The sequence below is a fragment of the Micrococcus sp. GPGPB33 genome, assembly GCF_037853785.1.
Lineage (GTDB): Bacteria > Actinomycetota > Actinomycetes > Actinomycetales > Micrococcaceae > Micrococcus > Micrococcus luteus.
On the sequence record NZ_JAQMWO010000002.1, the window covers coordinates 73,475 to 99,039 of the forward strand.

Here is a 25,565-nt window from a genome sequence, read left to right on the forward strand (position 1 = left end):
CCGCCGGGGCGCGCGGACGGGCGGTCCGGGCCGACGTCCTCGCCGTTTGTGGGCTTCCTCCAACCGAGGGCGTCCGCGGTGGCCCGTACACTGGCCGACTGAGCCTCCGCATCTGGCGGACCACCACAAGGAGGACGTGTGACCGATCCCGATCTGACCACCACGGCCGGCCGGCTGGCCGACCTGCATCGGCGGCTCGAGGCGACGGCCGCGCCCGGCGGCCCGGACGCCGTCGAGCGCCAGCACGCTCGCGGCAAGCACACCGCGCGCGAGCGGATCGACCTCCTCCTGGACGAGGGCTCCTTCGTGGAGCTGGACGCGCTGGCCGTGCACCGCACCACCGCGTTCGGCATGGACGCCAAGCATCCGGCCGGCGACGGCCTGGTGTCCGGCTTCGGCACCGTGGACGGGCGCCAGGTGGCCGTCTACTCGCAGGACTTCACCGTGTTCGGCGGCTCGCTGTCCGAGCGCAACGGGCAGAAGATCGTGAAGGTCCAGGAGTTCGCCGCGCGCAACGGCTGCCCCGTGATCGGCATCCTCGACGGCGGCGGCGCGCGCATCCAGGAGGGCGTGGCCTCCCTCGCCCAGTTCGCGGACATCTTCCGGAACAACGTCCTGGCCTCGGGCATGATCCCGCAGATCTCGCTGATCATGGGCCCCTCCGCCGGCGGCGCCGCCTATTCGCCGGCCCTGACGGACGTCGTGGTGATGGTGGACCAGACCTCGCACATGTTCATCACCGGCCCGGACGTGATCAAGACCGTCACGGGCGAGGACGTGGACATGGAGACCCTCGGCGGCGCCCGCTCGCACAACGCCACCTCCGGCACCGCCCACTACATGGCCTCCTCGGAGGAGGACGCGATCGCCTACGTGCAGGAGCTGCTCGAGCTGCTGCCCTCCAACAACCTCGCGGAGGCCCCGACCTTCGAGGCCGCGGACCCGGAGCCCACGGACGAGGACCTCGCCCTGGACGAGATCATCCCGGACTCCGCCAACCAGCCCTACGACATGCTCGAGGTCATCGCCTCGATCGTGGACGAGGGCCACCTGCTGCAGCTGCAGGAGCTGTACGCGCCCAACGTGATCACCGGCCTGGCCCGCCTGGACGGCATGAGCGTGGGCGTCGTCGCGAACCAGCCGCTGCAGTTCGCCGGCACCCTGGACATCGCCGCCTCGGAGAAGGCCGCGCGGTTCGTGCGCTTCTGCGACGCGTTCAACATCCCGATCATCACCCTCGTGGACGTGCCCGGGTTCCTGCCCGGCACGGACCAGGAGTTCAACGGCATCATCCGCCGCGGCGCCAAGCTGATCTACGCCTACGCCGAGGCCACCGTGCCGAAGCTGACCGTGATCACGCGCAAGGCCTTCGGCGGCGCGTACATCGTGATGGGCTCCAAGAAGCTCGGCGCCGACCTGAACCTGGCCTGGCCGAGCGCACAGATCGGCGTGATGGGCGCCCAGGGCGCCGTGAACATCCTGTACCGGCGCGACCTGAAGGCGACGGCGGAGGCGGGCGGCGACGTCGACGCGCGCCGGGCCGAGATCGTGGCCGACTACGAGGCCGAACTGCTCAACCCGTACCAGGCCGCCGAGCTGGGCTACGTGGACGCCGTGGTGCCCCCGCATGCCACCCGCGGCCAGCTCATCCGCGCCCTGCGCGCCACCCTGCACAAGCGCGAGGCCCGCCCCGCCAAGAAGCACGGGAACATGCCGCTGTGAGCGCCCCGCTGGGTCCGGGCGCCCCGGACGAGAACGCCGCGGCCACGCCGGCGCCGGCCGACCCGCTGCAGCTCAACGGCCCGGAGCTGGAGCCGGAGGAGATGGCGGCGCTGGCCGCCGTCCTCGAGGCGGCCGCCGCGGCCCGGGCCGAAGCCGCCCGGCTCGCCGCCGCGGCCGCCGACCCCCGTCCCCTGGACCGCACGCTCCGCCGTCGCGGCGACCTGGGCCTGTGGGCCCGGCCCGGCCGCGGTCAGTGGCGTCAGGGCGCGGGCCCGCAGTGAGCCGGGACGCGGGCGCCAGCGCCTAGAGTGCCGGTATGACCCAGCACACCTCCGAGGCCGCCGCCGACGGCGCCCGCACCCCGTCCGCCATCGACGCGCTCGCCGAGCGCTACGTGACCGACCTCCTCGCCCTGCATCCGGACACCGCCACCGAGCTCGGCTTCCCGGGCCGGGAGACCGAGTACACGGACTTCTCCCCCGCCGGCGCCCGCGCCGACGACGAGCTCAACGCCCGCCTGCTCGAGGACCTGGCCGCGCTCGAGCCGCAGGATGAGACGGACCGCGTCACGAAGGCGGCCATGCAGGAGCGCATCGGCCTCGAGCGGGAGATCCACGCGACCGGCCGCACCGAGCTGAACAACATCGCCTCCCCCGCCCAGGGCATCCGCGCGGTCTTCGATCTCATGCCCACGGACACCGCGGAGCAGTGGGGCCACATCGCCGGCCGCCTCGAGAACCTGCCGGCCGCCCTGCGCGGTTACACGGAGTCCCTGCTCGCCTCCCGCGACGCCGGCCACGTGGCCGCGGTGCGCCAGGTGGACATCGTGGTGGAGCAGGCCCGCGCCCACGGCGCCGCGGGCGGGTTCTTCCCGGGCCTGGTCGAGCGGGCCGAGGCAGCCGACGTCGTGGACGGCGCCCTGGCCGCCCGCATCCGCTCCGGCGCGGACACCGCCGCGCAGGCCTACCGCGACTTCGCGGACACGCTCGAGGCCGAGCTGCGCCCGCACGCCCCGGAGGCGGACGGCGTCGGGATCGAGTACTACCGGCTGGCCTCCCGCGTCTTCCTCGGCGCCGAGATCGACCTCGAGGAGACCTACCGCTGGGGCCAGGAGGAGCTGGCCCGCATCATCGCCGCGCAGCAGGCGGACGCCGAGCGCATCCGGCCGGGCGCCACGATCGAGGAGGCGCGCGCGATCCTGGACGCGGACCCGGAGCGCACCCTGAAGGGCACCGAGGCCCTGCGCACATGGATGCAGCGGCTCTCCGACGACGCGGTCGAGGCCATGAAGGAGCACTTCGAGATCCCGGCCCCGATGGACCGGCTCGAGTGCATGATCGCCCCCACCCAGGAGGGCGGCATCTACTACACCGGCCCCTCGGACGACTTCTCCCGGCCCGGCCGCATGTGGTGGTCCGTGCCCCCGGGCGAGGACGAGTTCACCACGTGGGCGGAGACCACCACGGTCTACCACGAGGGCGTGCCGGGCCATCACCTGCAGATCGCCACCGCCATGATGAACCGGGCGAACCTCAACCTGTGGCGCCGCAGCTTCTGCTGGACGTCCGGCCACGGCGAGGGCTGGGCGCTGTACGCGGAGAAGCTCATGGAGGAGCTCGGCTTCCTCGACGACCCGGGCGACCACCTCGGCATGCTGGACATGCAGCGCATGCGCGCGGCCCGCGTGGTGTTCGACATCGGCTACCACTGCGGCTTCGACGCCCCCGAGTCCGAGGGCGGCGGCGCGTGGACCCCGGAGAAGGGCTACGCGTTCCTGACCAAGCACCTGAGGATCTCCGAGGGCCAGCGCCGCTTCGAGTTCACGCGCTACCTCGGCTGGCCGGGGCAGGCGCCGGCGTACAAGGTGGGTCAGCGCATCTGGGAGCAGATCCGCGCCGAGCACGAGCAGGCCGAGGGCGCCGACTTCGACCTCAAGGCCTTCCACACGCGGGCCCTGCGCCTGGGCGGCATGGGCCTGGACACCCTGCGGGAGGCGCTCGCGTGATCCCGCACGACGACGGCGCGGCCGGCCCCGGCACGGGCCTGCGGCTGGTGCTCGGCTCGGCCTCCCCGGCCGAGCGGAGGTCCTGACCCGGGCGCGGGTGCCGTTCCGCGTCGTCGTCTCGGGGGTGGACGAGGCGGCCGTGGGCGCGGCGGCGGGCGACCCGTCGCCGGCGGAGCTGGCGGGCCTGCTGGCGGAGGCCAAGGGCCGCGACGTGGCCGCCCGTGTGGCGGCCGCCGGCGTCGACGCGCCCACGCTCGTGCTCGGCTGCGACTCCGTGTTCGAGTTCGAGGGCCGCTCCCACGGAAAGCCGTATGAGCCCGAGGTCGCCGTCGAGCGCTGGCGCGCCCAGGCCGGCCGGGAGGGCGTGCTGCATTCGGGCCACTGGCTGGGCCTGGTGCTGCCGGAGTCCGGGGCCGCGTCCGGGATGGCCGCGGAGGCGGGCGTGGTGTCCGCCGTCGTGCGCTTCGGCGCCGTCACCGAGGCCGAGATCCAGGCCTACGTGGCCACGGGCGAGCCGCTGCACTGCGCGGGCGCGTTCACGGTGGACGGCGCGGGCGCGGCCCTCGTGGACGGCGTGGACGGGGACCCCAACGCGGTGATCGGGCTGTCCGTGGCGTGGCTGCGGCGGGCCGCGGCGGCCCTGGGCCAGGACTTCACCCGGTTGTGGGAACCCTCCAACGCGCAGCGCTGATCCGGCGCGACAGGGCCGCGTGCCTCGGAGGGTTCCGCCACAACGAGTAGGGTGCTGGTCAGAGTCGGCGCCGTCCCGCGCCTTTCGCCCCACCGGGTGAGGGGCACGACCCCGGACGTGGCGCCCGCACCCCCAGCCGTGATCGTCCGAGGAGTCCATCGCCCATGAGCATCGCCGACGCACCGCAGGCCTCGGTCGTCCCGCCCGTCGACCCCGCGGCGGAGCGCCGGTTCTCCCGGGTGCTGATCGCCAACCGCGGAGAGATCGCCGTGCGCATCATCCGGGCCTGCCAGGACGAGGGGCTGACCTCCGTGGCCGTCTACGCCGAGCCGGACCGGGACGCCCTGCACGTGACGCTCGCGGACGAGGCCGTGGCCCTCGGCGGGGAGACCGCCGCCGACTCCTATCTGGTGATCGGCAAGATCCTCGACGCCGCCGAGCGCGCGGGCGCGGACGCCGTGCACCCCGGCTACGGCTTCCTCTCCGAGAACGCGGACTTCGCGCGCGCCGTGGCCGACGCCGGCCTCGTGTGGATCGGCCCGCCCGCCGAGGCGATCGACCGGCTGGGCGACAAGGTCTCGGCCCGCCAGCTGGCCACCAAGGTCGGCGCCCCGCTGGCGCCGGGCACCACCTCCCCCGTGACCGGCACGGAGGAGGTCGTCGCGTTCGCGGACGAGTTCGGCCTGCCGGTGGCCATCAAGGCGGCCTACGGCGGCGGCGGCCGCGGCATCAAGGTGGCCCGCACGCGCGAGGAGATCCCCGAGTTCTACGAGTCCGCGGTCCGTGAGGCCGTGGCCGCGTTCGGCCGGGGCGAGTGCTTCGTGGAGCGGTTCCTGGACAAGCCGCGCCACGTGGAGACGCAGTGCCTGGCGGACGTGCACGGCGACGTCGTCGTGATCTCCACCCGCGACTGCTCGCTGCAGCGCCGCAACCAGAAGCTCGTGGAGGAGGCCCCGGCGCCGTTCCTCACGGACGAGCAGAACGCCCGCCTCGTGGAGTCCTCCAAGGCGATCCTGCAGGAGGCCGGCTACGTCGGCGCGGGCACGTGCGAGTTCCTCGTGGGCCAGGACGGCACCATCTCCTTCCTCGAGGTGAACACGCGCCTGCAGGTGGAGCACCCGGTCTCCGAGGAGATCACCGGCATCGACCTCGTGCGCGAGCAGTTCCGCCTGGCCCGTGGCGAGGCCCTCGGCTACACGGACCCGCAGCCCCGCGGCCACTCGATCGAGTTCCGTCTCAACGGCGAGGACCCGGGCCGCAACTTCCTGCCCGCCCCCGGCCGGCTCACCACGTTCCGCATGCCCAGCGGCCCCGGCGTCCGCGTGGACGCCGGCGTGGTGGAGGGCGAGACCGTGTCCGGGGCCTTCGACTCCATGGTCGCCAAGCTGATCGTCACCGGTGCGGACCGCCGCCAGGCCCTGCAGCGCGCCGCCCGCGCCCTGCGCGAGGCCGAGATCGTCGGCATGCCCTCGGTGCTGCCCTTCCACCGCGCCGTGGTGCGCGACCCCGCCTTCGCCCCCGAGATCGCCGGCTCGGAGGAGCCGTTCTCGGTGCACACCCGGTGGATCGAGACGGAGTTCGCGAACCGCATCGAGCCGAGCGCCCTCACCCCGGCCGAGCCGGCCCCCCGCGAGGCACGCCACACCGTGACCGTGGAGGTCAACGGCAAGCGCGTGGACGTCACCCTGCCCACGTGGGGCGAGGCCCTGCACACGATCTCCGGCGCCGCCCAGCGGGCCGGTGCGGGACGACGCCGGCCCCGCGGCAAGCGCGGCGCACCGGTGGCCGCGGCCGTCAGCACGGACGCGCTGACCGCCCCGATGCAGGGCACCGTGGTGAAGGTCGCCGCCGAGAACGGCCAGACCGTGGCCGAGGGCGACCTGATCGTGGTCGTGGAGGCCATGAAGATGGAGCAGCCGCTCGCGGCCCACCGCGCGGGCGTGGTCAGCGGTCTCGAGGTCGAGCCGGGCCAGACGGTCACGGCCGGCACGGTGATCGCCACCATCGCCGACGCGGAGTGAGCCGCCGGCGACGACGGCGGGGAGCGCCGGCGTCGCGGACTGGTTCCACATGGTGGACGACGGGGACATGACTCTCGCAGATCGGCGCGACGAAGCTTAACCTGACACGCATCTTCGTCTCACATCGTGGTCGTTCGCGACCCCCTGTGCCCGTCATACCAGGGAGACACCATGTCCCACTCCACCCCGCCCGCGAACCCGGGCGCCCCCACCGATCTCACGTCGGACGCGGTCGCCACTGCGGAGGAGGTGCCCCGCTCGCGGGTCATCATCGCCTCGCTCGTGGGCACCTCGATCGAGTTCTACGACTTCTACATCTACGCCACGGCCGCCGTCTCGGTGTTCCCGCTGATCTTCTTCGCGGGCGGCGACGACAACACGGCCCTGCTGGCCTCCATGGCCACCTTCGGCGCGGCGTTCGTCGCCCGACCGCTGGGCGCCGTCGTCTTCGGCCACCTGGGCGATCGTGTGGGCCGCAAGACCACGCTCATCGGCTCGCTGCTGACCATGGGCATCGCGACGTTCCTCATCGGCCTGCTGCCCACGTACTTCCAGATCGGCCTGTGGGCGCCGGCCATGTTGACGCTGCTGCGCTTCTTCCAGGGCCTGGGGCTCGGCGGCGAGTGGTCCGGCGCCGCCCTGCTGGCCACCGAGTACGCCAAGGACGGCAAGCGCGCGCAGGCGGCCATGTGGCCGCAGCTCGGCGCGCCGATCGGCTTCCTGCTGGCCAACGGCCTGTTCCTCGCGCTGGTGCTCGGCTTCGGCCACGACTCCACGAGCCCGGTGCTCGACGGCCCGTTCCTCACGTGGGTGTGGCGCGTGCCGTTCCTGCTCTCGATCGTGATGGTGGCCGTGGGCCTCTACGTCCGCGTCAAGCTCGAGGAGACCCCGGTCTTCCAACGCGCCCTCGACCGCGACCAGCGTGTGAAGGCGCCGCTGGGCGAGGTGTTCCGCCGCAACTGGTGGGAGCTGATCCTGGGCACCTTCGTCATGTACGCCACCTACGTGCTCTTCTACCTGATGACCACGTGGATCCTCTCCTACGCGATCGGCAAGCCGGCCAACGGCTTCCTGGGCGTCCCCTACGCCGAGTTCCTCGTGCTGCAGCTGGTCGGCATCCTGTTCTTCGCGGCGTTCGTGCCGGTCTCCGGCCTGCTGGCGGACCGCTTCGGCCGCCGCCCCACCCTGATCGTGATCTCGGTGCTCATGGTGCTGTTCGGCCTCTCGTTCGGCCTGTGGCTCGCGCCGGAGAACATGGGCGTGGGCGCGGAGCTGAACGTGCCGCTGATGCTGACGTTCCTGGCCACGGGCATGACGCTCATGGGTCTGACCTTCGGGCCCATGTCCGCAGTGCTGCCTGAGCTGTTCCCCACGAACACGCGCTACACCGGCTCCGGCATCGCCTACAACGTGTCCTCGATCCTCGGCGCCGCGCTGACCCCGTTCATCGCCGCCTGGCTGGTGCAGAAGTTCGACGTCTCCTACGTCGGCTACTACCTGGCCGCCGCCTCAGCGATCACCGTCATCGCGCTGGTGCTCTCCCCCGAGACCCGCCACACGGACCTCGACACCGTCACCTCGGCCCGGGAGCGCCGCGCCGCGCGCTGACCCCGGCCGGCCCCCGGCGCTCCCCCCGCGCCCCACGCCCGCACTGTCGAACGTGAAATCGGGGGAATGGACGCTTTCGGTCGTGAGATAGGCCCTATCTCACGACCAAAAGTCGTCTCTGGGTCAGATGCGCACGTGCAGGCGGCGCGCCGCCTCCGCGATCGACCCGGACATGGACGGGTACACGGTGAAGGTATCCGCGAGGTCGTCCACGTGCAGCTTGTGCGTGACCGCGAGCGCGAGCGCGTAGATCAGCTCGGAGGCGCGCGGCGAGACCACCACGCCGCCGATCACGGTGCCGGAACCCTGTCGCGCGAAGATCTTCACGAACCCCTCCTCCGCGCCGGACATCTTGGCGCGGGGGTTGGTGTGGAAGTCCAGGCGCAGCACGTCCGCCTGGTACTGGCCGGAGTCCACCTGCGCCTGCGTGACGCCCACGGTGGCGATCTCCGGCGAGGTGAAGATGTTCGAGGCCAGCAGGTGCGGGCGCAGCGGCTTGAGGGCGTCGCCGAGCAGGTGGGCGACGGCGATGCGCCCCTGCATGGCCGCCACCGAGGCGAGGGCGAGCTTGCCCGTGCAGTCGCCCGCCGCGTAGATGCTCGGCACGGACGTGCGGGAGACGCCGTCCACGATCACGTGGCCGGAGTCGGCCAGCTTCACGCCCACGTCGTCGAGGCCGAGGCCCGCCGTGTTCGGCACGCCGCCGACGGCCACCAGCGCGTGGGAGCCCTCGATCGACGGGGTGTCCTCGGCTCCCTCGCCGGAGAGGTGCACGCGCACGCCCGTCTCGGTCCGCTCGACGGCCTCGGCCCGGGAGCGGGCGACCACCCTGAGGCCGTTGTCCTCGAAGACCTTCTCGAGCAGCTCGGCGGCGTCGGCGTCCTCCCCGGGGAGCACGCGGTCACGCGAGGAGACGAGGGTGACCTTGGCGCCGAGGCGGTTGTAGGCCGAGGCGAACTCGGCGCCGGTGACGCCGGAGCCCACGACGATCAGGTGCTCGGGAAGCTCCTTGAGGTTGTAGACCTGCTTCCAGTTGAAGATCCGCTCGCCGTCCGGGACGGCGGTGGGCAGCTCGCGGGGGCTCGCGCCGACGGCCACGAGGATCGCGTCCGAGGTGATGATCTCGGGCTCGGCGCCGGAGTCGGCGTCGTCGAGGGCGCGGACGGACACCTCGTGGGGGCCGACGACGCGGCCCACGCCGTCGATCACCCGGACGCCGACCCGCTCGAGGCCCGCGCGGATGTCCGAGGACTGCTCGTGGGCCAGGTTCAGGATGCGGCGGCCGACCTGGCCCATGTCCGCGTGGACCTCGGCCCCGCCGAGATCGACGCCCAGGTCCACGGAGGCGCCCACGCGGCGCATCGAGTCGGCGGCGGCGATCAGCGTCTTGGAGGGGACCACGTCCGTGAGGACGGCCGCGCCGCCCAACCCCTGGCGCTCGACCAGGGTCACGCGGGCGCCCAGCTTCGCGGCCACCATGGCGGCCTCGTAGCCGCCGGGGCCGCCGCCGATGATGGTCAGGGACGGGATGAAGGTGCTGTTTTCCTCGGTCACGGGCTCCATTGTGTCCGCCGCGGACGGGAAAGTCCTAGCTGTAGGAGGGCATGACGTTGTTGACTCGGGCCGGGGCCAGTGAGGCCGGAGGAGCCTCTGCGCAGGAGGTATGAGGCCGATGGTAGTTGTAGTGGTTCACCCACACCTGCAGGGCCTCACGCCGAGCCGTCTCTGAGGTATACGGGCGGGCGTAGAGGACCTCATCGACCATCAGCCGGTTGTAGCGTTCGACCTTCCCGTTGTGACGAGGGGTGTAGGGGCGGATCCGGTGATGCCGGCCTCCGAGCGAGACCACCTTCGCGGTGAAGTCCGCGGCCCGGTAGTTGTTTCCGTTGTCCGTGATCACCCGGTCCACGGTGATGCCGTGGGCGGCGAAGAACGCCCTCGCCCGGCAGTAGAAGCTCACGGTCGTGGCCGCCCGCTCGTCCTCCAACGCTTCGGTGTACGCCAGCCGGGTGAACCCGTCGATCGCCGAGTGCAGGTAGGTGTAGCCGACCCGCCGGCCTGCACCACGCTTGGAAGCACGGCCTGCTTCACTTTCACGTCCGTGGGTGCGCCAGCCGCCCCCGTCTGGGATCTTCCCGATCTTCTTCACATCCAGGTGCACCATGTGCCCTGGCCCTCTCGCGGTGATCTTCTGGGGTCGTTGGCGCAGGTCTTCTCCGGCCGGGGTCAGGTCCCGTAGGCGGGAGATCCCGAGTCGGTGCAGCCACCGTCCCACGGTACGAAGACACACCCGGTGGCCCTCGGAGACGAGGTGGTGATGGATGCGCCGTGCGGACCACTTGCGCTCCCGCCGCAGGGCGTGGATCTGGGCGACCAGGACCGGATCGAGCTGGGCAGGTGAACGGTGCGGCCGGCTGGGCAGGTCCTGAAGGCCGGCTTCTCCCTGGGCGCGGTAGCGGGCGACCCAGGTGGCCACCGTGGGCCGGCTCACCCGGAACTCGGCGGCCACGTGTGCCTGCGGGATGCCGTCGTGCAGGTGGCGGTGGACCATCCTGAGACGGCCGGTCGGGGTCAGGGGTGCGTTAGCGTGAGTCATGAGTGGGTCTTTTCGGGCAGGTGGGTTGTTGAGGAACTTCCATCCTGCGGGAGAGGCCCGCTCGTCTCATCTCAGCCCGTACCCCGTGGCAAGAACCTCATGACCCACAACACCTAGACTCCACGACGTGACCGACCAGACCAGCATCCCCTCCCCCGACTCCCCCCTGACCGGCGACCATCCGGGCTTCGCCGAGGCCCGCGCGGCCGCCGACACCATCGCCCGGGCGACGGGCGTGGCGGAGCACCGCGTCGCCGTCGTCCTCGGCTCCGGCTGGGGCGAGGCCGCCGGCCTGATCGGCGACGAGGTCGCCGCCGTGCCGCTGGCCGAGGTGCCCGGCTTCCACGCCCCGAAGGTGCCCGGTCACAACGCGGTGATCCGCTCGGTCCGCCTGCCGGACGGCACGCACGCCCTCGTCTTCGGCTCGCGCACGCACTTCTACGAGTCCCGCGACGCCCAGGCCGTGGCGCACACCGTCCGCACCGCCGCCGCCGCTGGGGCGCGCACCGTGGTGCTGACCAACGGCTGCGGCGGCCTGGACCCGGAGATCGCCCCGGGCACCCCCGTCCTGATCGCGGACCACATCAACCTCACCGGCGCCACCCCGCTCGTCGGCGCCACGTTCGTGGACCTGACCGACCTCTACTCCCCGCGGCTGCGCGCGATCGCCCGCGAGGTGGACCCGTCCCTGCGCGAGGGCGTGTACGTCCAGTTCGCCGGCCCGCAGTACGAGACCCCCGCCGAGGTGCGGATGGCGCGCACCCTCGGCGGCGATCTCGTCGGCATGTCCACGGCACTGGACGCGATCGCGGCCCGTCACGCCGGGCTGGAGGTGTTCGGCATCTCGCTGGTGACCAACCTCGGCGCCGGCATCTCGGAGACGCCGCTGTCCCACGCCGAGGTCGTCGAGGCCGGCCAGGCCGCCGGCCCGCGCATCGCGCGCCTGCTCGCGGACATCGTGGGGCGGCTCTGATGCCCGCGCATCCCCCGCACGACGACGTCGCCGCGCTCCCGGAGGACGTCCTCGCCCGGGCTGAGCGGTGGGCGGCGGAGGACCCCGATCCCGCGCACCGGGACACCCTGCGCGCCGAGCTCGATGCGGCCGCCGGCGTCGGCCCGGAGGCCGCGGCCGCCCGGGCGGTGCTCGCCGCGCGCTTCGCCGGGCCGCTCGTGTTCGGCACCGCCGGCCTGCGCGCCGAGGAGGGCCCGGGCGAGTCCCGCATGAACCGGCTCGTGGTGCGCCGCACCGCGGCGGGTCTGGCCGCCCACCTGTGGGACGGCGTCGGACGGGACGCGGCCCCGCCGCTGGCCGTCGTCGGGTACGACGCGCGGCGCGGTTCGGCCTCCTTCGCCGCGGACACGGCCGCCGTCCTGACGGCCGCGGGCGTGCAGACCGTCCTGCTGCCGGACCCGCTGCCGACGCCGGTGCTCGCCTTCGCGGTGCGCCATCTCAGCGCGGACGCGGGCGTGATGGTCACGGCCAGCCACAACCCGCCCGCGGACAACGGCTACAAGGTCTACCTCGGCGGGCGGCTCACGGACGAGGCGGGTCGCGGGGCGCAGATCGTCTCCCCCGCGGACGCGCAGATCGCCGCCCGCATCGACCACGCCGCGTGGGCCGCGGACATCCCGCTCGCCGACGACGGCTGGACCGTGGCCGGGCCGGACCTGCTGGAGGCCTACCGCGCGGCGGCCCTCGGCGTGCTCGACGACGACCGGCACGGCCACCGCGACCTGCGCGTGGTCTACACGCCCCTGCACGGGGTGGGCGGCGCCGTGGTCCCGGGCCTGCTCGAGGACGCCGGCTTCGGCCCCGTCCACGTGGTGGCCGAGCAGGCCGCCCCGGACCCGGCCTTCCCCACGGTCGCGTTCCCCAACCCGGAGGAGCCGGGGGCGATGGACCTCGCCCTCGCCCTGGCCGCCGAGGTGGACGCGGACCTGGTGATCGCCAACGACCCCGACGCCGATCGCCTGGCCCTGGCCGCGCCCGTCACCGACGCGGACGGCGTCCGCACGTGGCGGATGCTCTCGGGCGACGCCGTCGGGACGCTGCTGGGCGCGCACGCGATGCCGGCCCTGCACGCGGCCGGCCGCAGCGCCGCGAACTCCGTGGTCTCCTCCCCGCAGCTGGCCGCCCTGGCGGAGGCGAACGGGGTGAGGCACCACGTCACGCTGACCGGCTTCAAGTGGATCTCCCGCGCCCCGGACCTCGGCTTCGGCTACGAGGAGGCCCTCGGCTACTGCGTGGACCCGGACATGGTGCGGGACAAGGACGGCATCACGGCCGCCCTCATGGCCGCGGAGCTGGCCGCCGCCCTCAAGGCGCAGGGACGCGGCCTGACGGACGCCCTGGCCGACGTCGACGCGGTCACCGGCGCCATGCCCAGCGCCCAGGTCTCGGTCCGCGTGGCGGACCTGTCCCTGATCGCCCGCACCATGGCGGCCCTGCGTCAGCTGGCGCCGGCCACGCTCGCGGGCGAGCCGGTCACCGTGCGCCGGGACCTGGCCGCCGGCGGGGACGGGCTGCCGCCGACGGACGCGCTGCTGTTCGCCACCGACTCCGGCACCCGCGTCCTCGTGCGCCCGTCCGGCACCGAGCCGAAGCTCAAGTGCTACCTCGGCACCCGGGACGCCGACCCGGCCGCGGCCGCCGAGCGGCTCGAGGCGCTGCGCGCCGAGGTGACGGCCCTCGTGGGCGGCTGAGCCTCGGTAGGCTGGCGGACATGACCGTCTCCCTCACCACCGCCGAGCTGGCGAAGTACATCGACGCGACCGCCCTGAAGGCCGACACCTCGGAGGCGGACGTGCGCCGCCTCGTGGCCGAGTCCCGCGAGGCCGGGGTCAAGAGCGTCTGCATCAACCCCGTGTGGGTGCCGCTGGTGGCCGCCGAGCTCGCGGGCTCGGACGTGCTGACCTGCACCGTGATCGGCTTCCCCCTCGGCGCCAACGCCTCGGAGGTCAAGGCCTTCGAGGCCCGGCAGGCGATCGACGCTGGCGCGGACGAGGTGGACATGGTCCTCGACGTCGCCGCGGCCCGTGCCGGGGACCGCGCCCGGCTCGTCTCGGACATCCGCGCCGTGGCCGAGGCCGCGCACGCGGACGGCCCCGCGCGCGACGGCGGGGCGCTGCTCAAGGTGATCGTGGAGACCGCCCTCCTGGACGACGACGCGATCGTCCTGGCCTGCGAGGCCGCGGTCGAGGCCGGGGCGGACTTCGTGAAGACCTCCACGGGCTTCTCCACGGCGGGCGCCACCGTCGAGCACGTCGCGCTGATGCGCCGCACCGTGGGCGAGGGCATCGGCGTGAAGGCCTCCGGTGGGGTGCGCACCCGCGCGGCCGCCCTGGCGATGATCGGGGCCGGGGCCACCCGGATCGGGGCCAGCTCCGCCCTTGCTATCCTGGGGTCCGACTGACTCGCATCACTTCGGCCGGGCGTCCGCCCCGGCCGGGACCGCACCGAAGGAGCATCACGTGATCCGCAACGGCAAGGCCATCGACCACTCCAACGTGGGCGGCGTCTGGGGTTCCCTGATCGCCTTCATCGTCGCCTTCGGCGCGTTCCTCGGCTGCCTCTACGCCATGGGCTTCTGGACGCTCGAGTCGGTCTGGGTCCCCGGCCTGATCGCGCTGGCCCTGGCCACCGTGGCCTTCCTGATCCCCAAGGCGTTCCTGGGCCGCAGCGACACCGTGGACACCACCGCCATCCACACCCGTCCCGCCGTCGAGCACGCCGCCGGCGCCCACGCGGTCGAGACCGGCGCCGCGCACCGCTGAGCCATCCCGGAGCCGAGGATCGCTGACACCGGTCGTCCGGCCGCCGCGCGCCGAAGGGCGTCCACCCGCAACACGGGGGTGGACGCCCTTCGGCTTGTCTCCATCGCGGCGGTGGTGCTGGGTCATGCGTACCTGACGGACCTCACCTTCAGCCGGTACCTGGAGATCTGGCGGATGCCGCTGTTCTTCTTCCTCACCGGCTACTTCTGGACGCGCGGCCGCCCCTGGGCCACGGACGTGCGGGGCCGCTTCCGGAGCCTGATGGTGCCCTACCTGGTGTGGGCGGCGCTCATGTCCGTGGCCGCGTTCGCGTGGTTCGGCGACGACCCCGACCTGCTGCGGCGCCTGATGCTCACCGGCTGGTACGGGGGCGCGGACCAGGAGCCCCCGTGGTGGGCGTTCTGGTTCATCTCCGTCCTGTTCTTCACCACGGTGCTGCGCCGATTCCTCGAGCGCTTCCCGTCCGCCGTCGCCTGGGCCGTGGGCCTGGCCGGGCTCGCGTTGGCCCACTTCGTGCCGGACTCCGCGATCGCCCGCACGCCACTGGGCGTCGGGCTGGCCCTGCCCTGCCTGCTGTTCGTCCTCAGCGGCGAGACGTTCCGCCGCCGCGTCCAGCCGCACGTGCGGCGCCATCGGACGCTCATCGGCGTCGGCCTGGTGCTGCTCGGGCTGGTCGCGGTCCGGCTGGGCCTGGAGCCGCCCAACATCAAATTCGGCGGCTTCGGCACGCCGGTGCTCACCCCCGCCGTGGGCGTCCTGATGTCCGCGGGGATGGTGCTCGTGTTCGGTTCCACGGTGGAGGGGCTGCTGCGCTCCTTCGCCCGACGCACCGGGACGGGTCAGGCCCTGCGCCGCGCCATCACCGCCCTGGTCCGGACGGGCACGGTGGTGGTGCTGCTGCACGGCTGGGTGCTGATGTGGGTCACGCGGCACGGCGTGGAGGACAACGCCGCCAAGTTCGCCCTCGCGCTCGCCCTCAGCTGGCTGGCAGGCCTCGCCCTGCTCGCCACCCCCCTGTCCAAGCCGTTCACGGGGGCGCGCCGCCGCTGGCACCCGGTGCACCGCCTGCGACACGTGGATCCCCCGCACCCCGTCACGTCCGCGCTGCCGCGCGTCACGACCGCCTCGGAGAGGACACACCCATGAGCAGGGATCATCGCCCCCCGATCCGCAATCCGTTCCTGCCGCCGACGCCGGAGGAGCCCGAGGTGCCGGCCCGCGACGGCGGCCACCCGGCGGGTGACGGCGGTGACGCCGGCGCCCCGGCGGCCTCCACGGCGCGGGAGGATCGCCTCGCCGAGTTCCGGCTCGGCCCGGCGTTCCGCCCCCACCCGGCCGCCCGTGCCCCCGGCCCCCTGCCGAGCGCCCGCGTCCTCGTCGTGTGCACGGGCAACATCTGCCGCTCCGCCTACGTGGAGTACGCGCTGCAGGCGCAGCTCAACGCCCTGCTCGGCGACCGGGGCCGCGCGGAGGTCACGAGCGCGGGCACGGAGCCGAACCAGGCGCTGACCGTCCCCGGTCCGCTGCTCGACCTCGCGCCGAGCCGCCGAGTCCGCGCCGCGTTGACGCAGCATCGGCCGCAGCAGCTGACCGGGCGTTCGCTGGCGGACCAGGACCTCGTCCTGACCGCGACGGACGACCACCTGGACGAGGTGCTGCGCGAGGACCCCGCGGCGGTGCGCCGGACCTTCACGATCCTCGGCATGGGCACCCTCCTGCGCGACCACGGCGAGGAGCTCGCCGCGGCGGTCCCTCCGGGCGCGGGCGTCACCGCGCTCGTCACGGCGCTGGCGGAGCTGCGCTCCCGCCTGATCGCCCACGGGGAGCGACCGGACGCGGATCTGCCGGACCCGTTCCGCGGCCCCGCCGAGGGCTACGCCGCGATGGCGCAGACCGCGCAGCCGATCGTCGAGCTGCTGGCGTGGGAGATCGCCCGGGCCCTCGACGGGGACGTCGTGGACGAGGAGCCGACGGGCGCCTGACCGGCCGGCGTCAGAGATCGGGGACGGGGCCGCCTCCACTGCCACGCGCAGGGGTGCGCAGCCGGGGGGCGGACAGGCGCAGCCTAAGAATGCGTAGGCGCCGAGGATGGCGAGGACGAGCACGACGCCACCCCCATCTGCGGCGTCGACCAGAGCCACAGGACGGCGCACGCCAAGCCCGCCATGGAGGTGCAGGGCCCGTGAGGAAGACGCACACCGCGGCGGTGACGAGCAGGGCCACCTTCCACCGCCGCGTCCGCACCAGAGCGAGCGGCGACTGAGCCGACCGCGGGCGATGCAGTCAACAAGACCGATGAAGCCCGCGGTCCGCGCCCATTAGCGCAACCAGTCCAGGTCTGGGATGCCCTGCGGCAGGGGGACGATCGCCGGGAACGGCATGCTCGGTGAACATGAGAATGGAACTCTGCAGGTGGATCTAGACAGGTCGCGCAGCTCATCGCGAGTCCTGCCACGCGTTCATGGATGGTACGTCAACACGGAGCACCCGGGAGCGTGCGGGTCTCGCGCCGTCAGTCCACGAATCCACCTGAACCCCCTTTAACTTTGCACCGGGCATCCGGCACAGTCACCGCCGGCCCTCCTTTCGGTCGACTAAGCTCGCGGCCATGGGGGAACGTGCGACGGGACAGCGACCGGCCGCCCCGCCGTCCCTGGACCTCGAGGTCCGCGTCCGCCTCGCCCACGCCCGCATCACGCATCTGTTGGACCGGGCCGGCATCCGGGGCCTGCACCTCAAGGGCTACGCCACCGAGCCCGGCGTCTACCCCGAGCACCGCCGCAGTTCGGACGTGGACCTGCTGGTCCACCCGGCCGATGCCGCCGCCGTCATCGCACTCCTGCGCTCCCACGGCTGGGAACCGGTCGCCACCTTCTCGGAAGGATCGATCTTCCAGCACGCGGCCACGCTCTGGCACGACCAGCTGGGGTATGTGGACGTGCATCGGCTCTTCCCCGGCCTCGGCGCGTCCCCCGAGGCGGCCTTCGACGCCCTGTGGAGCGAGCACGTCCACCTCGTGATCGCCGGCCGGTCTGTCCCGGTGCCGAGCCCGCGCCACCAGCGGCTCGTCGTGATCGTCCACGCGGCCCGCGACCCGTTCCGCGGTGGCCGCGACGTCCGGCACATCCGGGAATCCCTCCCCGCCGAGTGCTGGGCCGCCCTTCGCCAGGAAGCCCACCGGCTGGACGCGAGTGCGGCCTGGCAGGTCGCCACGGGCGAGGCCACCGACGGCGTCGACACCCGGCAGCGGGCCCTCTTCGCGGCGCTGCACGAGAGCCAGAGCGGTCTCGAGCTGTTCCGCACCCGGTGGCAGTCGGCCGCCACCGCGCGGCAGCGGGCCGTCCTCGTGGCCCGCACGATCCCGGTGAACCGCCCCCATCTGCAGATGCGCCTGGGCCGGCCTGTCACCCGCGCGGACCTGTGGCGCGAACAGCGCGCCCGGCTCGGTGCACTCGCCGGCTGGGCCTGGACGAAGGCGGTGCGCCGTGACCGTTGAGACCGCCGAGGGCTGGGCGCTCGCCCCCGACATCGCGTGGGCCCGCACCGCCGGCGGCCAGGCCGCCGTCATGACGCTCGAGGCCGGTCAGCCGCTGCTGTTGAGCGCCTCGGGCGACGTGATCTGGGACGTCCTCGTGGGCGGCCGCACCCCGGAGGACGACCTGGTCGCGGATCCGCCGGCGCCGCTGTCGGCGGCGGACGTCACGGTCCAGGTCGCGGACGCGTTCGGTCTCGCCCCCGCCGACGTCGCGGCCGACGTCCACGCCTTCCTCGAGATGCTCGAGGCACACGGCGTCCTCGTCCGCGTGCGGACGGCCTGACCCGGCTCAGCCCTCCGGCGCGAAGATCGCGTCGACGACCTGCTGCGCCCATTCGAGCAGCGGGACGTCCACGAGGTCCTGACCCATGACCGGCTTGGTCTTGGGACGCGGGATGAGGACGCCGTTCAGGGCCGGCTTGACCTGGGCGCCCTTGTACATGCGGGTCAGGCGCATCTGACGGGACTCCGGCAGGTCCGCGGCGGGCCCGAACTTCACGTTCTGCCCCAGCAGCATCACCTCGGTGACGCCCGCGGCCCGCGCCCGGTTGCGGAACCGGGCGACGGCGACGAGTGCCTCCACCGGCTCCGGCAGCGGGCCGTACCGGTCCTTGAGCTCCTCCACCACGGCGTCCACGGCGGCGTCGTCCGCGGCCTGGGCGAGGTTGCGGTACATCTCCAGGCGCAGCCGCTCCCCCGGCACGTAGTCGTGCGGCAGATGGGCGTTGACCGGCAGCTCCACCTTCACCTCGGCGGGCGCGGTGTCCTCCTCGCCCTTGAAGTCGGCCACGGCCTCGCCCACCATCCGCAGGTAGAGGTCGAAGCCCACGCCGGCGATGTGGCCGGACTGCTCCCCGCCCAGCAGGTTGCCGGCGCCGCGGATCTCGAGGTCCTTCATGGCCAGCTGCATGCCCGCGCCGAGCTCGTTGTGGGTGGCCACGGCCTTGAGCCGTTCGAGGGCCACCTCGCCCAGGGGCTTCTGCGGGTCGTACAGGAAGTACGCGTACGCCCGCTCGCGGCCACGGCCCACGCGGCCGCGCAGCTGGTGCAGCTGCGAGAGGCCGTAGCGGTGGGCGTCCTCCACGATCAGGGTGTTGGCGTTGGCGATGTCCAGGCCGGTCTCGATGATCGTGGTGGAGACGAGCACGTCGAACTTCCGCTCCCAGAAGTCCACCATGATCTGCTCGAGCCGGGCCTCGCTCATCTTGCCGTGGGCGACGGCGATCCGCGCCTCCGGCACCAGCTCGGCGATGCGCTTGGCCACCTTGTCGATGGTGGTGACGCGGTTGTGCACGTAGAACACCTGGCCCTCGCGCATCAGCTCGCGGCGGATGGCCGCGGTGACCTGCTGGTCCGAGTACGGGCCCACCGAGGTGAGCACCGGGTGGCGCTCCTCCGGGGCGGTGGCCAGCGTGGAGGTCTCACGGATGCCGGTGAGGGACATCTCCAGGGTGCGCGGGATGGGCGTGGCGGACATGGCGAGCACGTCCACGTTGGTGCGCATCTTCTTCAGCGCCTCCTTGTGCTCGACACCGAAGCGCTGCTCCTCGTCCACGATCACCAGGCCCAGATCCTTGAACTGCACCTGGTCGGAGAGCAGCCGGTGGGTGCCGATCACCACGTCCACCTCGCCGTGCGCGAGCCCCTCGACGACCTCCTTGGACTCCTTGGCGGTCTGGAACCGGGAGAGCGCGGCCACCTTCACGGGGAAGCCGGCGAACCGGTCGGAGAACGTCTGGTGGTGCTGACGGGCGAGCAGCGTCGTCGGGACGAGCACGGCCACCTGCTTGCCGTCCTGCACCGCCTTGAACGCGGCGCGCACGGCCACCTCGGTCTTGCCGAAGCCGACGTCACCGGAGACGAGCCGGTCCATCGGCACGGCCGCCTCCATGTCCTTCTTGACGTCCTCGATGGTGGTCAGCTGGTCCGGCGTCTCGATGAACGGGAACGCCTCCTCCAGCTCGCCCTGCCACGGGGTGTCCGGGGCGAACGCGTGGCCGCGCGAGGCCATGCGGGCCGAGTACAGACGGATGAGCTCGCCGGCGATCTCGCGGGTGGCGCGCTTGGCCTTGGACTTGGTCTGGGCCCAGTCCGAGCCGCCCATCTTGGACAGCGACGGCGTCTCCCCGCCCACGTAGGAGGAGATCAGGTCGAGCTGGTCGGTGGGCACGAACAGCCGGTCGCCGGGGGCGCCGCGCTTCGAGGGCGCGTACTCAAGTACGAGGTACTCGCGGTAGGACTCCTCGGCGCCGGGGGCGGTGCGCGGGCCGCCGGTGACCTTGCGGCGCTGCAGCTCCACGAAGCGGGCGATGCCGTGCTGGGAGTGCACCACGTGGTCGCCGGGCTGCAGGGTCAGCGGGTCGACGGCGTTGCGCCGCTTCCGGGCCAGCCGCGCCCCGGGGGCGCGCGTGCCCGCGGTGCGGTGCCGGCCGAAGAGGTCGTGCTCCGTGATCAGGGCGATCTGCGCGTCCGGGATCGTGAAGCCGGAGCCGACGGGCGCCGTCGCGATGGAGACCCGCCCCGGGGCGAGGTCGGCGGGCAGGGGCCCGTCCACCACGGAGGCCGTGAGGCCGGCCTCCGCGTTGAGCTCGGCGAGACGGCGGGCGGAGCCGGGGCCGTCGGTGAGGACCACGGCATGCCACCCTTCCGCGAGCCGGACGCGGGTGTGCGCGACCATGGCCTCGATGTCGCCCGAGAAGGTCTGCGGGACGCCGAGGGTGGCGCGCAGGGTGGCGGCGTCGGGCAGCAGCTCGTCGTCCGAGACCAGCGCGGTGACGGACCAGAACCCCTGGTCCTGCTCGAGGGCGGCCGCGCGGAGTTCGGCCACGGTGAGGAAGCCGCCCGCGGCGGACTGGTCCGCCCCGGCCACGTCCACCGGGGCGACCGCTCCCTGCGCGGCACCGGCCCACGCGGCCTGGAGGAACTCCTCGTTGGTGGCCAGCAGGTCGTCGGCGCGGCCGCGCAGGCGCTCGGGCTCCACGAGGACGGTCAGCGAGCCCGTGGGCAGCATGCGGGGCAGCGACGTCATGGCCTCGGCCAGCAGCGGGGAGAGGGACTCCATGCCCTCCACGGCCACGCCCTCGGCGATGCGGTCCAGCATGTCCGCGGCGGCGGGCATGACCGGGATCAGCTCCTTCGCGCGCCGGCGCACGTGGTCCGTGATCAGCAGCTCCCGGCACGGGGGCGCGTACAGCTCGGAGGGGTGGCCCGAGCCGTCCTGGGTGGTGTCCTCGAGGGAGCGCTGGTCCGCCACGGAGAACCAGCGCATCTGCTCCACCTCGTCCCCGAAGAACTCGATGCGCACGGGGTAGTCCTCGGTGGGCGGGAACACGTCGATCAGCCCGCCGCGCACGGCGAACTCGCCGCGCCGGCTGACCATGTCCACGCGCGAGTAGGCGGCGTCCGCGAGCGCGGCCACCACGCCGTCGAAGTCCCGCTCCTCCCCCGTCCGCAGGGTCACGGGGCTCAGCTCGCCGAGCCCGGCCACGAGGGGCTGCAGCACGGCGCGCACGGGGGCGACGACGACGCGCAGCGGGCCCTCCGCATGCTCCTCCGGGTGGGCGAGGCGGCGCAGCACGGCCAGGCGCGCGCCCACGGTGTCCGAGCGCGGGGACAGGCGCTCGTGCGGCAGCGTCTCCCAGGACGGGAACATCGCGGCGGCACCGGCGGGGGCCCAGGCGGCCAGGTCGGTCACGAGGTCCTCGGCCTCGCGGGTGGTCGCGGTGACCACGAGGACGGCGGCGCGTTCGCCGTGGCCCTCGGCCAGCGCCTCGGCGAGGACGGTCAGCAGGGGCGCGCGGGCGCCGTCGGGCAGCCCGATCTCCAGCTCGACGCCCCGGGCCTCGAGCGGCCGGGCGGCGGAGGCGGCGGCCGCCTCGATGGCGCGTTCGGCGCGCAGGCGCGGCAGCAGCGGGGCGAGGACGGGGGTGGTCTCGGGGGCGCTCATGCGCGGACCTCCGGGGTGGCGGCGGGCAGTTCGGTGGTCATGATCTCCCGGATCTCTTCGAGGAAGGCGAGGACGTCGTCGGCGCCGCCCACCGGGCCGCCGGCGGTGAGCCGGTCCGTGCCGAGCAGCACCGCGGTGGGGAACGAGTGCAGGCCGAGGGCCTGCGAGGCGGCGCCGGCCGGGTCGGCGAGCACGAGCGACGCGTCGACGGCGCCGCTGTGGATCGCCCCCTCGGCGCCGGGGGCGTGCTGGGGCATGAGGACCCGCAGCCGGACCGGCCCGAGCGCGTCCTTGAACTCGTCCAGCCGCTCGATCACCCGCGCGCAGGAGCCGCACCCCGTGGACAGGCGCAGGGCCACCACGGCCCCGTCCGCGACCAGCCGGTGCAGACCGGTGTACTCGCCGTCCGCGACCACGACGGCGTCCGGGAACGGGTGGCGTTCGGGCTCGGCACCGTCGACCGGGTCGACGGCGGCCGGGGCCTCAGGCGTGGGCGTCGCCGGGGCGGCGTCGGGTGCGGCCGGGACGGACTCGCGCCCGGCCAGGAACGCGGCGGTCGCGAGCAGCACGGACACGAGCAGGGCCCACGCCCACGCCCCGGCGCCGAAGGCGGTGAGCGGCTGCCAGGCCAGGCCCGCGCCGTGCACCGCCAGCGAGACGATCCCCTCCACCAGGGCCAGGACGGCGAGCACCAGGAAGACGACGTTGCGGACCACCGTGGTGCGGGAGATCGGGGCGGCCGAGGCCTCCCCGAAGCAGCCGCACGAGACGCCGTCGTCCTTCGCCCGGACCACGAGCGCGAGGAAGGCGGCGAAGAGGGCCACGGCCACCAGGCCGACGACGGGACGCAGCAGGGTGAAGGGCTGCAGGAGGGCGGCGGCGAGCAGCAGCTCGAGCCAGGGGAACGCGCGCGCCAGGGCGGGGGCCGCGAACGGGCGGGGCACCCTGAGTCGGGTGAACGTGGCCTGCACGTCCTCGCCGGAACGGAGCTTCGCCGTCCCGCTCAGGAGCATGATGAGGGCCACGGCCCAGAGTGCCGACATGGCGGACACACCTTCCAGGGGGTTCACGAGGGGTCGCGCGGCCGGTCCCGGCGCCGTGCACGGGGCCCGGGTCGCGGAGGCCAGCATATAAGGTGAGGGATGGACGCCCATCGCCGTCGGCGAACCGGCGCCGGCCCACGCACGGCCCGCCGGGCGCGGCCCGACTTGACCCCGAGGAGACACCGTGGCCTTTTCCGCTCAGCAGTCCATCCCGCACCCGCCGGCGGCCGTGGCAGCCGCCCTGGCGTCCGAGGACTTCCACCGTTCCATGGTCGAGTCCTTCGGCGGCTCCCTGGTCTCGTTCTCCGTGGAGGGATCCCCGGAGGGCGCGATGACCGTCACCGCCGTGCGCTCCCTGCCCGCGGACCGCATCCCGGACCGGGTCCCGGACATGGCCCGCAAGCTCATCGGCTCCGCCCTCCAGGTAGAGCAGGTGGAGCGCTGGGACGCGCCCGCCGCGGACGGCTCCCGCGCCGGCACCACCACCATCACCGTGCCCTCCGCCAAGGCGACGGCGGACGGCTCCCTCCGTCTGACCGCCGCCGGTGAGGGTTCCCAGTTCTCCGTGGACGGCACCCTCGTCTGCCGGATCCCGCTGGTGGGCTCGAAGCTCGCGGCGAAGGCCGAGCCGATGGTGGGCAAGGTCGTCAATCACCAGGCCCGGGCGCTGTCCTCGTGGCTCGAGCGTGACGACGGAGCCACGCGCGGTTGATCTCGTTCTCCCGTCGCCCGGCGCTGTCGAGCTCGGCTCCGCCGGCCCGGCGGGGACGTCGGGCGCTGCCGGCGCCGGACGCCGTGCTCATCGTGTGCACCGGCAACGTGTGCCGCTCGGCCTATGCGAGCCGGGCCCTGCAGGGCCGGCTGGCGGCTCTGGTCCCCGGCCGGGTGGAGGTCGGCAGCGCCGGCTCCCAGCCGAACCAGGCCCTGACGGTGCCGCCGCCGCTCGTGCGGCTCGGCGCCGAGGCCGGCGTCACCGGGCTGGAAGGCCACCGTCCCGCCGCGTTGCAGCCGTTCATGGTCGAGGAGGCGGATCTCGTGTTGGCCGCGGCTCAGGAGCACATGCGCTTCGCACTCCAAGAAGTGCCGCAGGCCGTCGCGCGGGTGTTCACCGTGCTGGAGCTCGCGGCGCTGGTCCGCGCGATGGACCAGCGGGACGGGCGGGACTGGATCCCGGCCGGTCGCGGAGTGCGTGCCTTCGCCGCCGAGGCGGCCCGCCACCGGGCCCTCGCGCGGTCGACCGCCCAGCCCCTCGACGTCGTGGACCCGTTCCGCGGGCCGGTGGAGGGGTACGCGGAGATGATCCAGATCATGGATCCTGCCCTGGAGACCATCGCGGATGCCCTGGCCCGCGCCGTGAGCCTCGCGGACTGAGACCCGGACGGCCCGCGCGTCGTCGACGCCGCGGGGTGGAAGGTCAGTGGAACGCCTGCTGGGCGGCCTCGAGTCCGTCCGTGACGAGCTTCTCCACGGCGTCCGCCGCGCGGTCCACGTGCAGCGGCAGGACGTCCTGCTCGGGCTTGGTGAAGGGGCGCAGCACGAAGTCAGCCACGTCCATGCGGCCCGGGGGGCGGCCGATGCCGACGCGCACGCGGGCGTAGTCCTTCGTGCCGAGCGAGGCGGTGATGGACTTCAGGCCGTTGTGGCCGCCCTCTCCCCCGCCGCGTTTGAGACGCAGGGTGTCGAACGGGATGTCCAGCTCGTCGTGGACCACCACGAGGTCCTCGGGTCCGATCCCGTAGAAGGACGCCAGCGCGGAGACGGGGCGCCCGGAGACGTTCATGTAGCCGGTGGACTTCGCGAGCACGACGCGCGGCCCCCCGATGCCGAGGCGACCCGTGGCCACCACGGCGCCGGCCCGGTGGCGGGTGAACCCGACCCCCATGCGGGAGGCGAGCTCATCCGCCACCATCTGGCCGACGTTGTGACGGGTGCGCTCGTACTCGGGCCCGGGATTGCCGAGCCCGACGATGAGCGTGGTCCCCGTCGTCATGGCGTGATCAGGCCTCGGAGCCCTCGGACTCGCCCTCGGCAGACTCGGCGGCCTGCTCCTCCTGCACGGACTCGTCGCCAAGGTCCTGCTCGACGACCTCGTTGACGGTGGCGATGACGATGTCGTCCTCGAGCTGCAGGGTGGCGCCGGCCGGGACCTGCACGTCCGGGGCGTACACGTGGTCGCCGGCCTCGCGGCCCTCGATGGAGATGGTGACGACCTCGGGCAGGTCGGTGGCGTCGGCCTCGACCGGCACGGTGGCGTAGTCCAGCACGTACTCGGTGCCGGGGGCGACCTCGCCCTCGACCTGCACGGTGACCTCGACGACGACCTTCTCGCCGCGACGGACCTCGATGAGGTCCAGGTGGTCCACGGTGTCCTTGATGGCGTGGCGCTGGATGTCCTTGGGCAGGACCAGGTGCTCCTCACCGGCCTCGTTCACGACGGTGAGCAGGGCGTTGGGGTTGCGGACGGCCAGGGTGGTCTCCTGGGCCGGCAGCAGCAGGTGCACGGGCTCCTGGCCGTGGCCGTAGACGACGGCGGGGATCAGGCCGGCGCGGCGGGCCTGGCGGGCGGCACCCTTGCCGAAGTCGGTGCGGCGGGTGACCTTGATCTTGAGCTGGTCAGACATGAT

At 73.5% G+C, this 25,565-nt stretch carries 21 protein-coding genes and 1 pseudogene; 16 read left to right on the forward strand and 6 right to left on the reverse strand.

Features of this window, described 5'->3' with window-relative positions; all coding sequences use genetic code 11:
• Nucleotides 1-138 precede the first annotated feature (138 nt).
• The 6 genes and pseudogenes from POD19_RS00425 (at nt 139) to POD19_RS00450 (ending at nt 8,047) form a co-directional block, all read left to right on the forward strand.
• Nucleotides 139-1,722, forward strand: coding sequence for an acyl-CoA carboxylase subunit beta (locus tag POD19_RS00425; protein WP_070709357.1), 1,584 nt, complete (start codon nt 139-141; stop codon nt 1,720-1,722).
• A complete protein-coding gene (locus POD19_RS00430; protein WP_340309230.1) occupies nt 1,719-2,003 on the forward strand; it encodes a hypothetical protein in 285 nt (94 codons plus the stop codon). The genes POD19_RS00425 and POD19_RS00430 overlap by 4 nt, the downstream gene beginning before the upstream one ends.
• A 35-nt stretch (nt 2,004-2,038) precedes the next feature.
• Nucleotides 2,039-3,727: a DUF885 domain-containing protein gene (locus POD19_RS00435; protein WP_340309231.1), complete on the forward strand. Its 1,689-nt coding sequence runs from the start codon at nt 2,039-2,041 to the stop codon at nt 3,725-3,727.
• Nucleotides 3,724-4,418, forward strand: a pseudogene (locus POD19_RS00440) (Maf family protein). Before POD19_RS00435 ends, POD19_RS00440 begins: the two are co-directional and overlap by 4 nt.
• Nucleotides 4,419-4,582: 164 nt before the next feature.
• On the forward strand, nt 4,583-6,439 hold the full coding sequence (locus POD19_RS00445; protein WP_123243886.1) for an acetyl/propionyl/methylcrotonyl-CoA carboxylase subunit alpha: 1,857 nt from the start codon (nt 4,583-4,585) through the stop codon (nt 6,437-6,439).
• Between the two features lie 171 nt (nt 6,440-6,610).
• Nucleotides 6,611-8,047 (forward strand): MFS transporter, encoded by a 1,437-nt coding sequence (locus POD19_RS00450; protein ID WP_340309233.1) that lies wholly within the window; start codon nt 6,611-6,613, stop codon nt 8,045-8,047.
• Nucleotides 8,048-8,170: 123 nt separating this feature from the next.
• On the opposite strand, the gene POD19_RS00455 is transcribed toward POD19_RS00450, so the two are convergent.
• Both POD19_RS00455 and POD19_RS00460 read right to left on the reverse strand, forming a co-directional pair.
• Nucleotides 8,171-9,601: an NAD(P)H-quinone dehydrogenase gene (locus tag POD19_RS00455; protein WP_445299756.1), complete on the reverse strand. Its 1,431-nt coding sequence runs from the start codon at nt 9,599-9,601 to the stop codon at nt 8,171-8,173.
• 34 nt (nt 9,602-9,635) lie between these two features.
• Nucleotides 9,636-10,643, reverse strand: a complete 1,008-nt coding sequence (locus POD19_RS00460; protein WP_340309235.1) for an IS481 family transposase — start codon at nt 10,641-10,643, stop codon at nt 9,636-9,638.
• Nucleotides 10,644-10,770: 127 nt separating this feature from the next.
• On the opposite strand from POD19_RS00460, the gene POD19_RS00465 reads away from it, so the two are divergent.
• From POD19_RS00465 to POD19_RS00500, 8 genes are all read left to right on the forward strand, one after another.
• Nucleotides 10,771-11,616: a purine-nucleoside phosphorylase gene (locus tag POD19_RS00465; RefSeq protein WP_044659714.1), complete on the forward strand. Its 846-nt coding sequence runs from the start codon at nt 10,771-10,773 to the stop codon at nt 11,614-11,616.
• Nucleotides 11,616-13,346 carry a phospho-sugar mutase gene (locus POD19_RS00470; protein ID WP_144819171.1) on the forward strand — a complete coding sequence of 577 codons (1,731 nt, stop codon included), beginning with the start codon at nt 11,616-11,618 and terminating at the stop codon, nt 13,344-13,346. Before POD19_RS00465 ends, POD19_RS00470 begins: the two co-directional genes overlap by 1 nt.
• Nucleotides 13,347-13,366: 20 nt before the next feature.
• On the forward strand, nt 13,367-14,056 hold the full coding sequence (gene deoC, locus POD19_RS00475; RefSeq protein WP_144819172.1) for a deoxyribose-phosphate aldolase: 690 nt from the start codon (nt 13,367-13,369) through the stop codon (nt 14,054-14,056).
• Nucleotides 14,057-14,114: 58 nt separating this feature from the next.
• Entirely contained in the window at nt 14,115-14,417 is a 303-nt protein-coding gene (locus tag POD19_RS00480) for a hypothetical protein (protein WP_144819173.1), read from the forward strand.
• A gap of 78 nt (nt 14,418-14,495) precedes the next feature.
• On the forward strand, nt 14,496-15,563 hold the full coding sequence (locus POD19_RS00485; RefSeq protein ID WP_144819174.1) for an acyltransferase family protein: 1,068 nt from the start codon (nt 14,496-14,498) through the stop codon (nt 15,561-15,563).
• A complete protein-coding gene (locus POD19_RS00490; protein ID WP_144819175.1) occupies nt 15,560-16,399 on the forward strand; it encodes an arsenate-mycothiol transferase ArsC in 840 nt (279 codons plus the stop codon). Before POD19_RS00485 ends, POD19_RS00490 begins: the two co-directional genes overlap by 4 nt.
• A 626-nt stretch (nt 16,400-17,025) precedes the next feature.
• Nucleotides 17,026-17,913, forward strand: a complete 888-nt coding sequence (locus POD19_RS00495; RefSeq protein ID WP_144819176.1) for a nucleotidyltransferase family protein — start codon at nt 17,026-17,028, stop codon at nt 17,911-17,913.
• The gene (locus POD19_RS00500) at nt 17,903-18,235 is read left to right on the forward strand and encodes a PqqD family protein (RefSeq protein ID WP_144819177.1); all 333 of its coding nucleotides are present in this window, start codon (nt 17,903-17,905) and stop codon (nt 18,233-18,235) included. The genes POD19_RS00495 and POD19_RS00500 overlap by 11 nt, the downstream gene beginning before the upstream one ends.
• 6 nt (nt 18,236-18,241) lie before the next feature.
• On the opposite strand, the gene mfd is transcribed toward POD19_RS00500, so the two are convergent.
• Nucleotides 18,242-21,898: a transcription-repair coupling factor gene (gene mfd / locus POD19_RS00505; protein WP_340309236.1), complete on the reverse strand. Its 3,657-nt coding sequence runs from the start codon at nt 21,896-21,898 to the stop codon at nt 18,242-18,244.
• Nucleotides 21,895-22,941: a MauE/DoxX family redox-associated membrane protein gene (locus tag POD19_RS00510; RefSeq protein ID WP_340309237.1), complete on the reverse strand. Its 1,047-nt coding sequence runs from the start codon at nt 22,939-22,941 to the stop codon at nt 21,895-21,897. Before POD19_RS00510 ends, mfd begins: the two co-directional genes overlap by 4 nt.
• A 184-nt stretch (nt 22,942-23,125) precedes the next feature.
• On the opposite strand from POD19_RS00510, the gene POD19_RS00515 reads away from it, so the two are divergent.
• Nucleotides 23,126-23,653: a DUF2505 domain-containing protein gene (locus POD19_RS00515; RefSeq protein ID WP_340309238.1), complete on the forward strand. Its 528-nt coding sequence runs from the start codon at nt 23,126-23,128 to the stop codon at nt 23,651-23,653.
• Nucleotides 23,650-24,312: an arsenate-mycothiol transferase ArsC gene (locus POD19_RS00520; RefSeq protein WP_340309239.1), complete on the forward strand. Its 663-nt coding sequence runs from the start codon at nt 23,650-23,652 to the stop codon at nt 24,310-24,312. Before POD19_RS00515 ends, POD19_RS00520 begins: the two co-directional genes overlap by 4 nt.
• Nucleotides 24,313-24,355: 43 nt before the next feature.
• Here POD19_RS00520 and pth read toward each other — a convergent pair whose 3' ends face one another.
• Together pth and POD19_RS00530 are read right to left on the reverse strand one after the other, a co-directional pair.
• Nucleotides 24,356-24,931, reverse strand: coding sequence for an aminoacyl-tRNA hydrolase (gene pth / locus POD19_RS00525; RefSeq protein ID WP_127435006.1), 576 nt, complete (start codon nt 24,929-24,931; stop codon nt 24,356-24,358).
• Nucleotides 24,932-24,938: 7 nt separating this feature from the next.
• Nucleotides 24,939-25,562, reverse strand: coding sequence for a 50S ribosomal protein L25/general stress protein Ctc (locus POD19_RS00530; protein ID WP_095695440.1), 624 nt, complete (start codon nt 25,560-25,562; stop codon nt 24,939-24,941).
• Nucleotides 25,563-25,565: the final 3 nt, after the last annotated feature.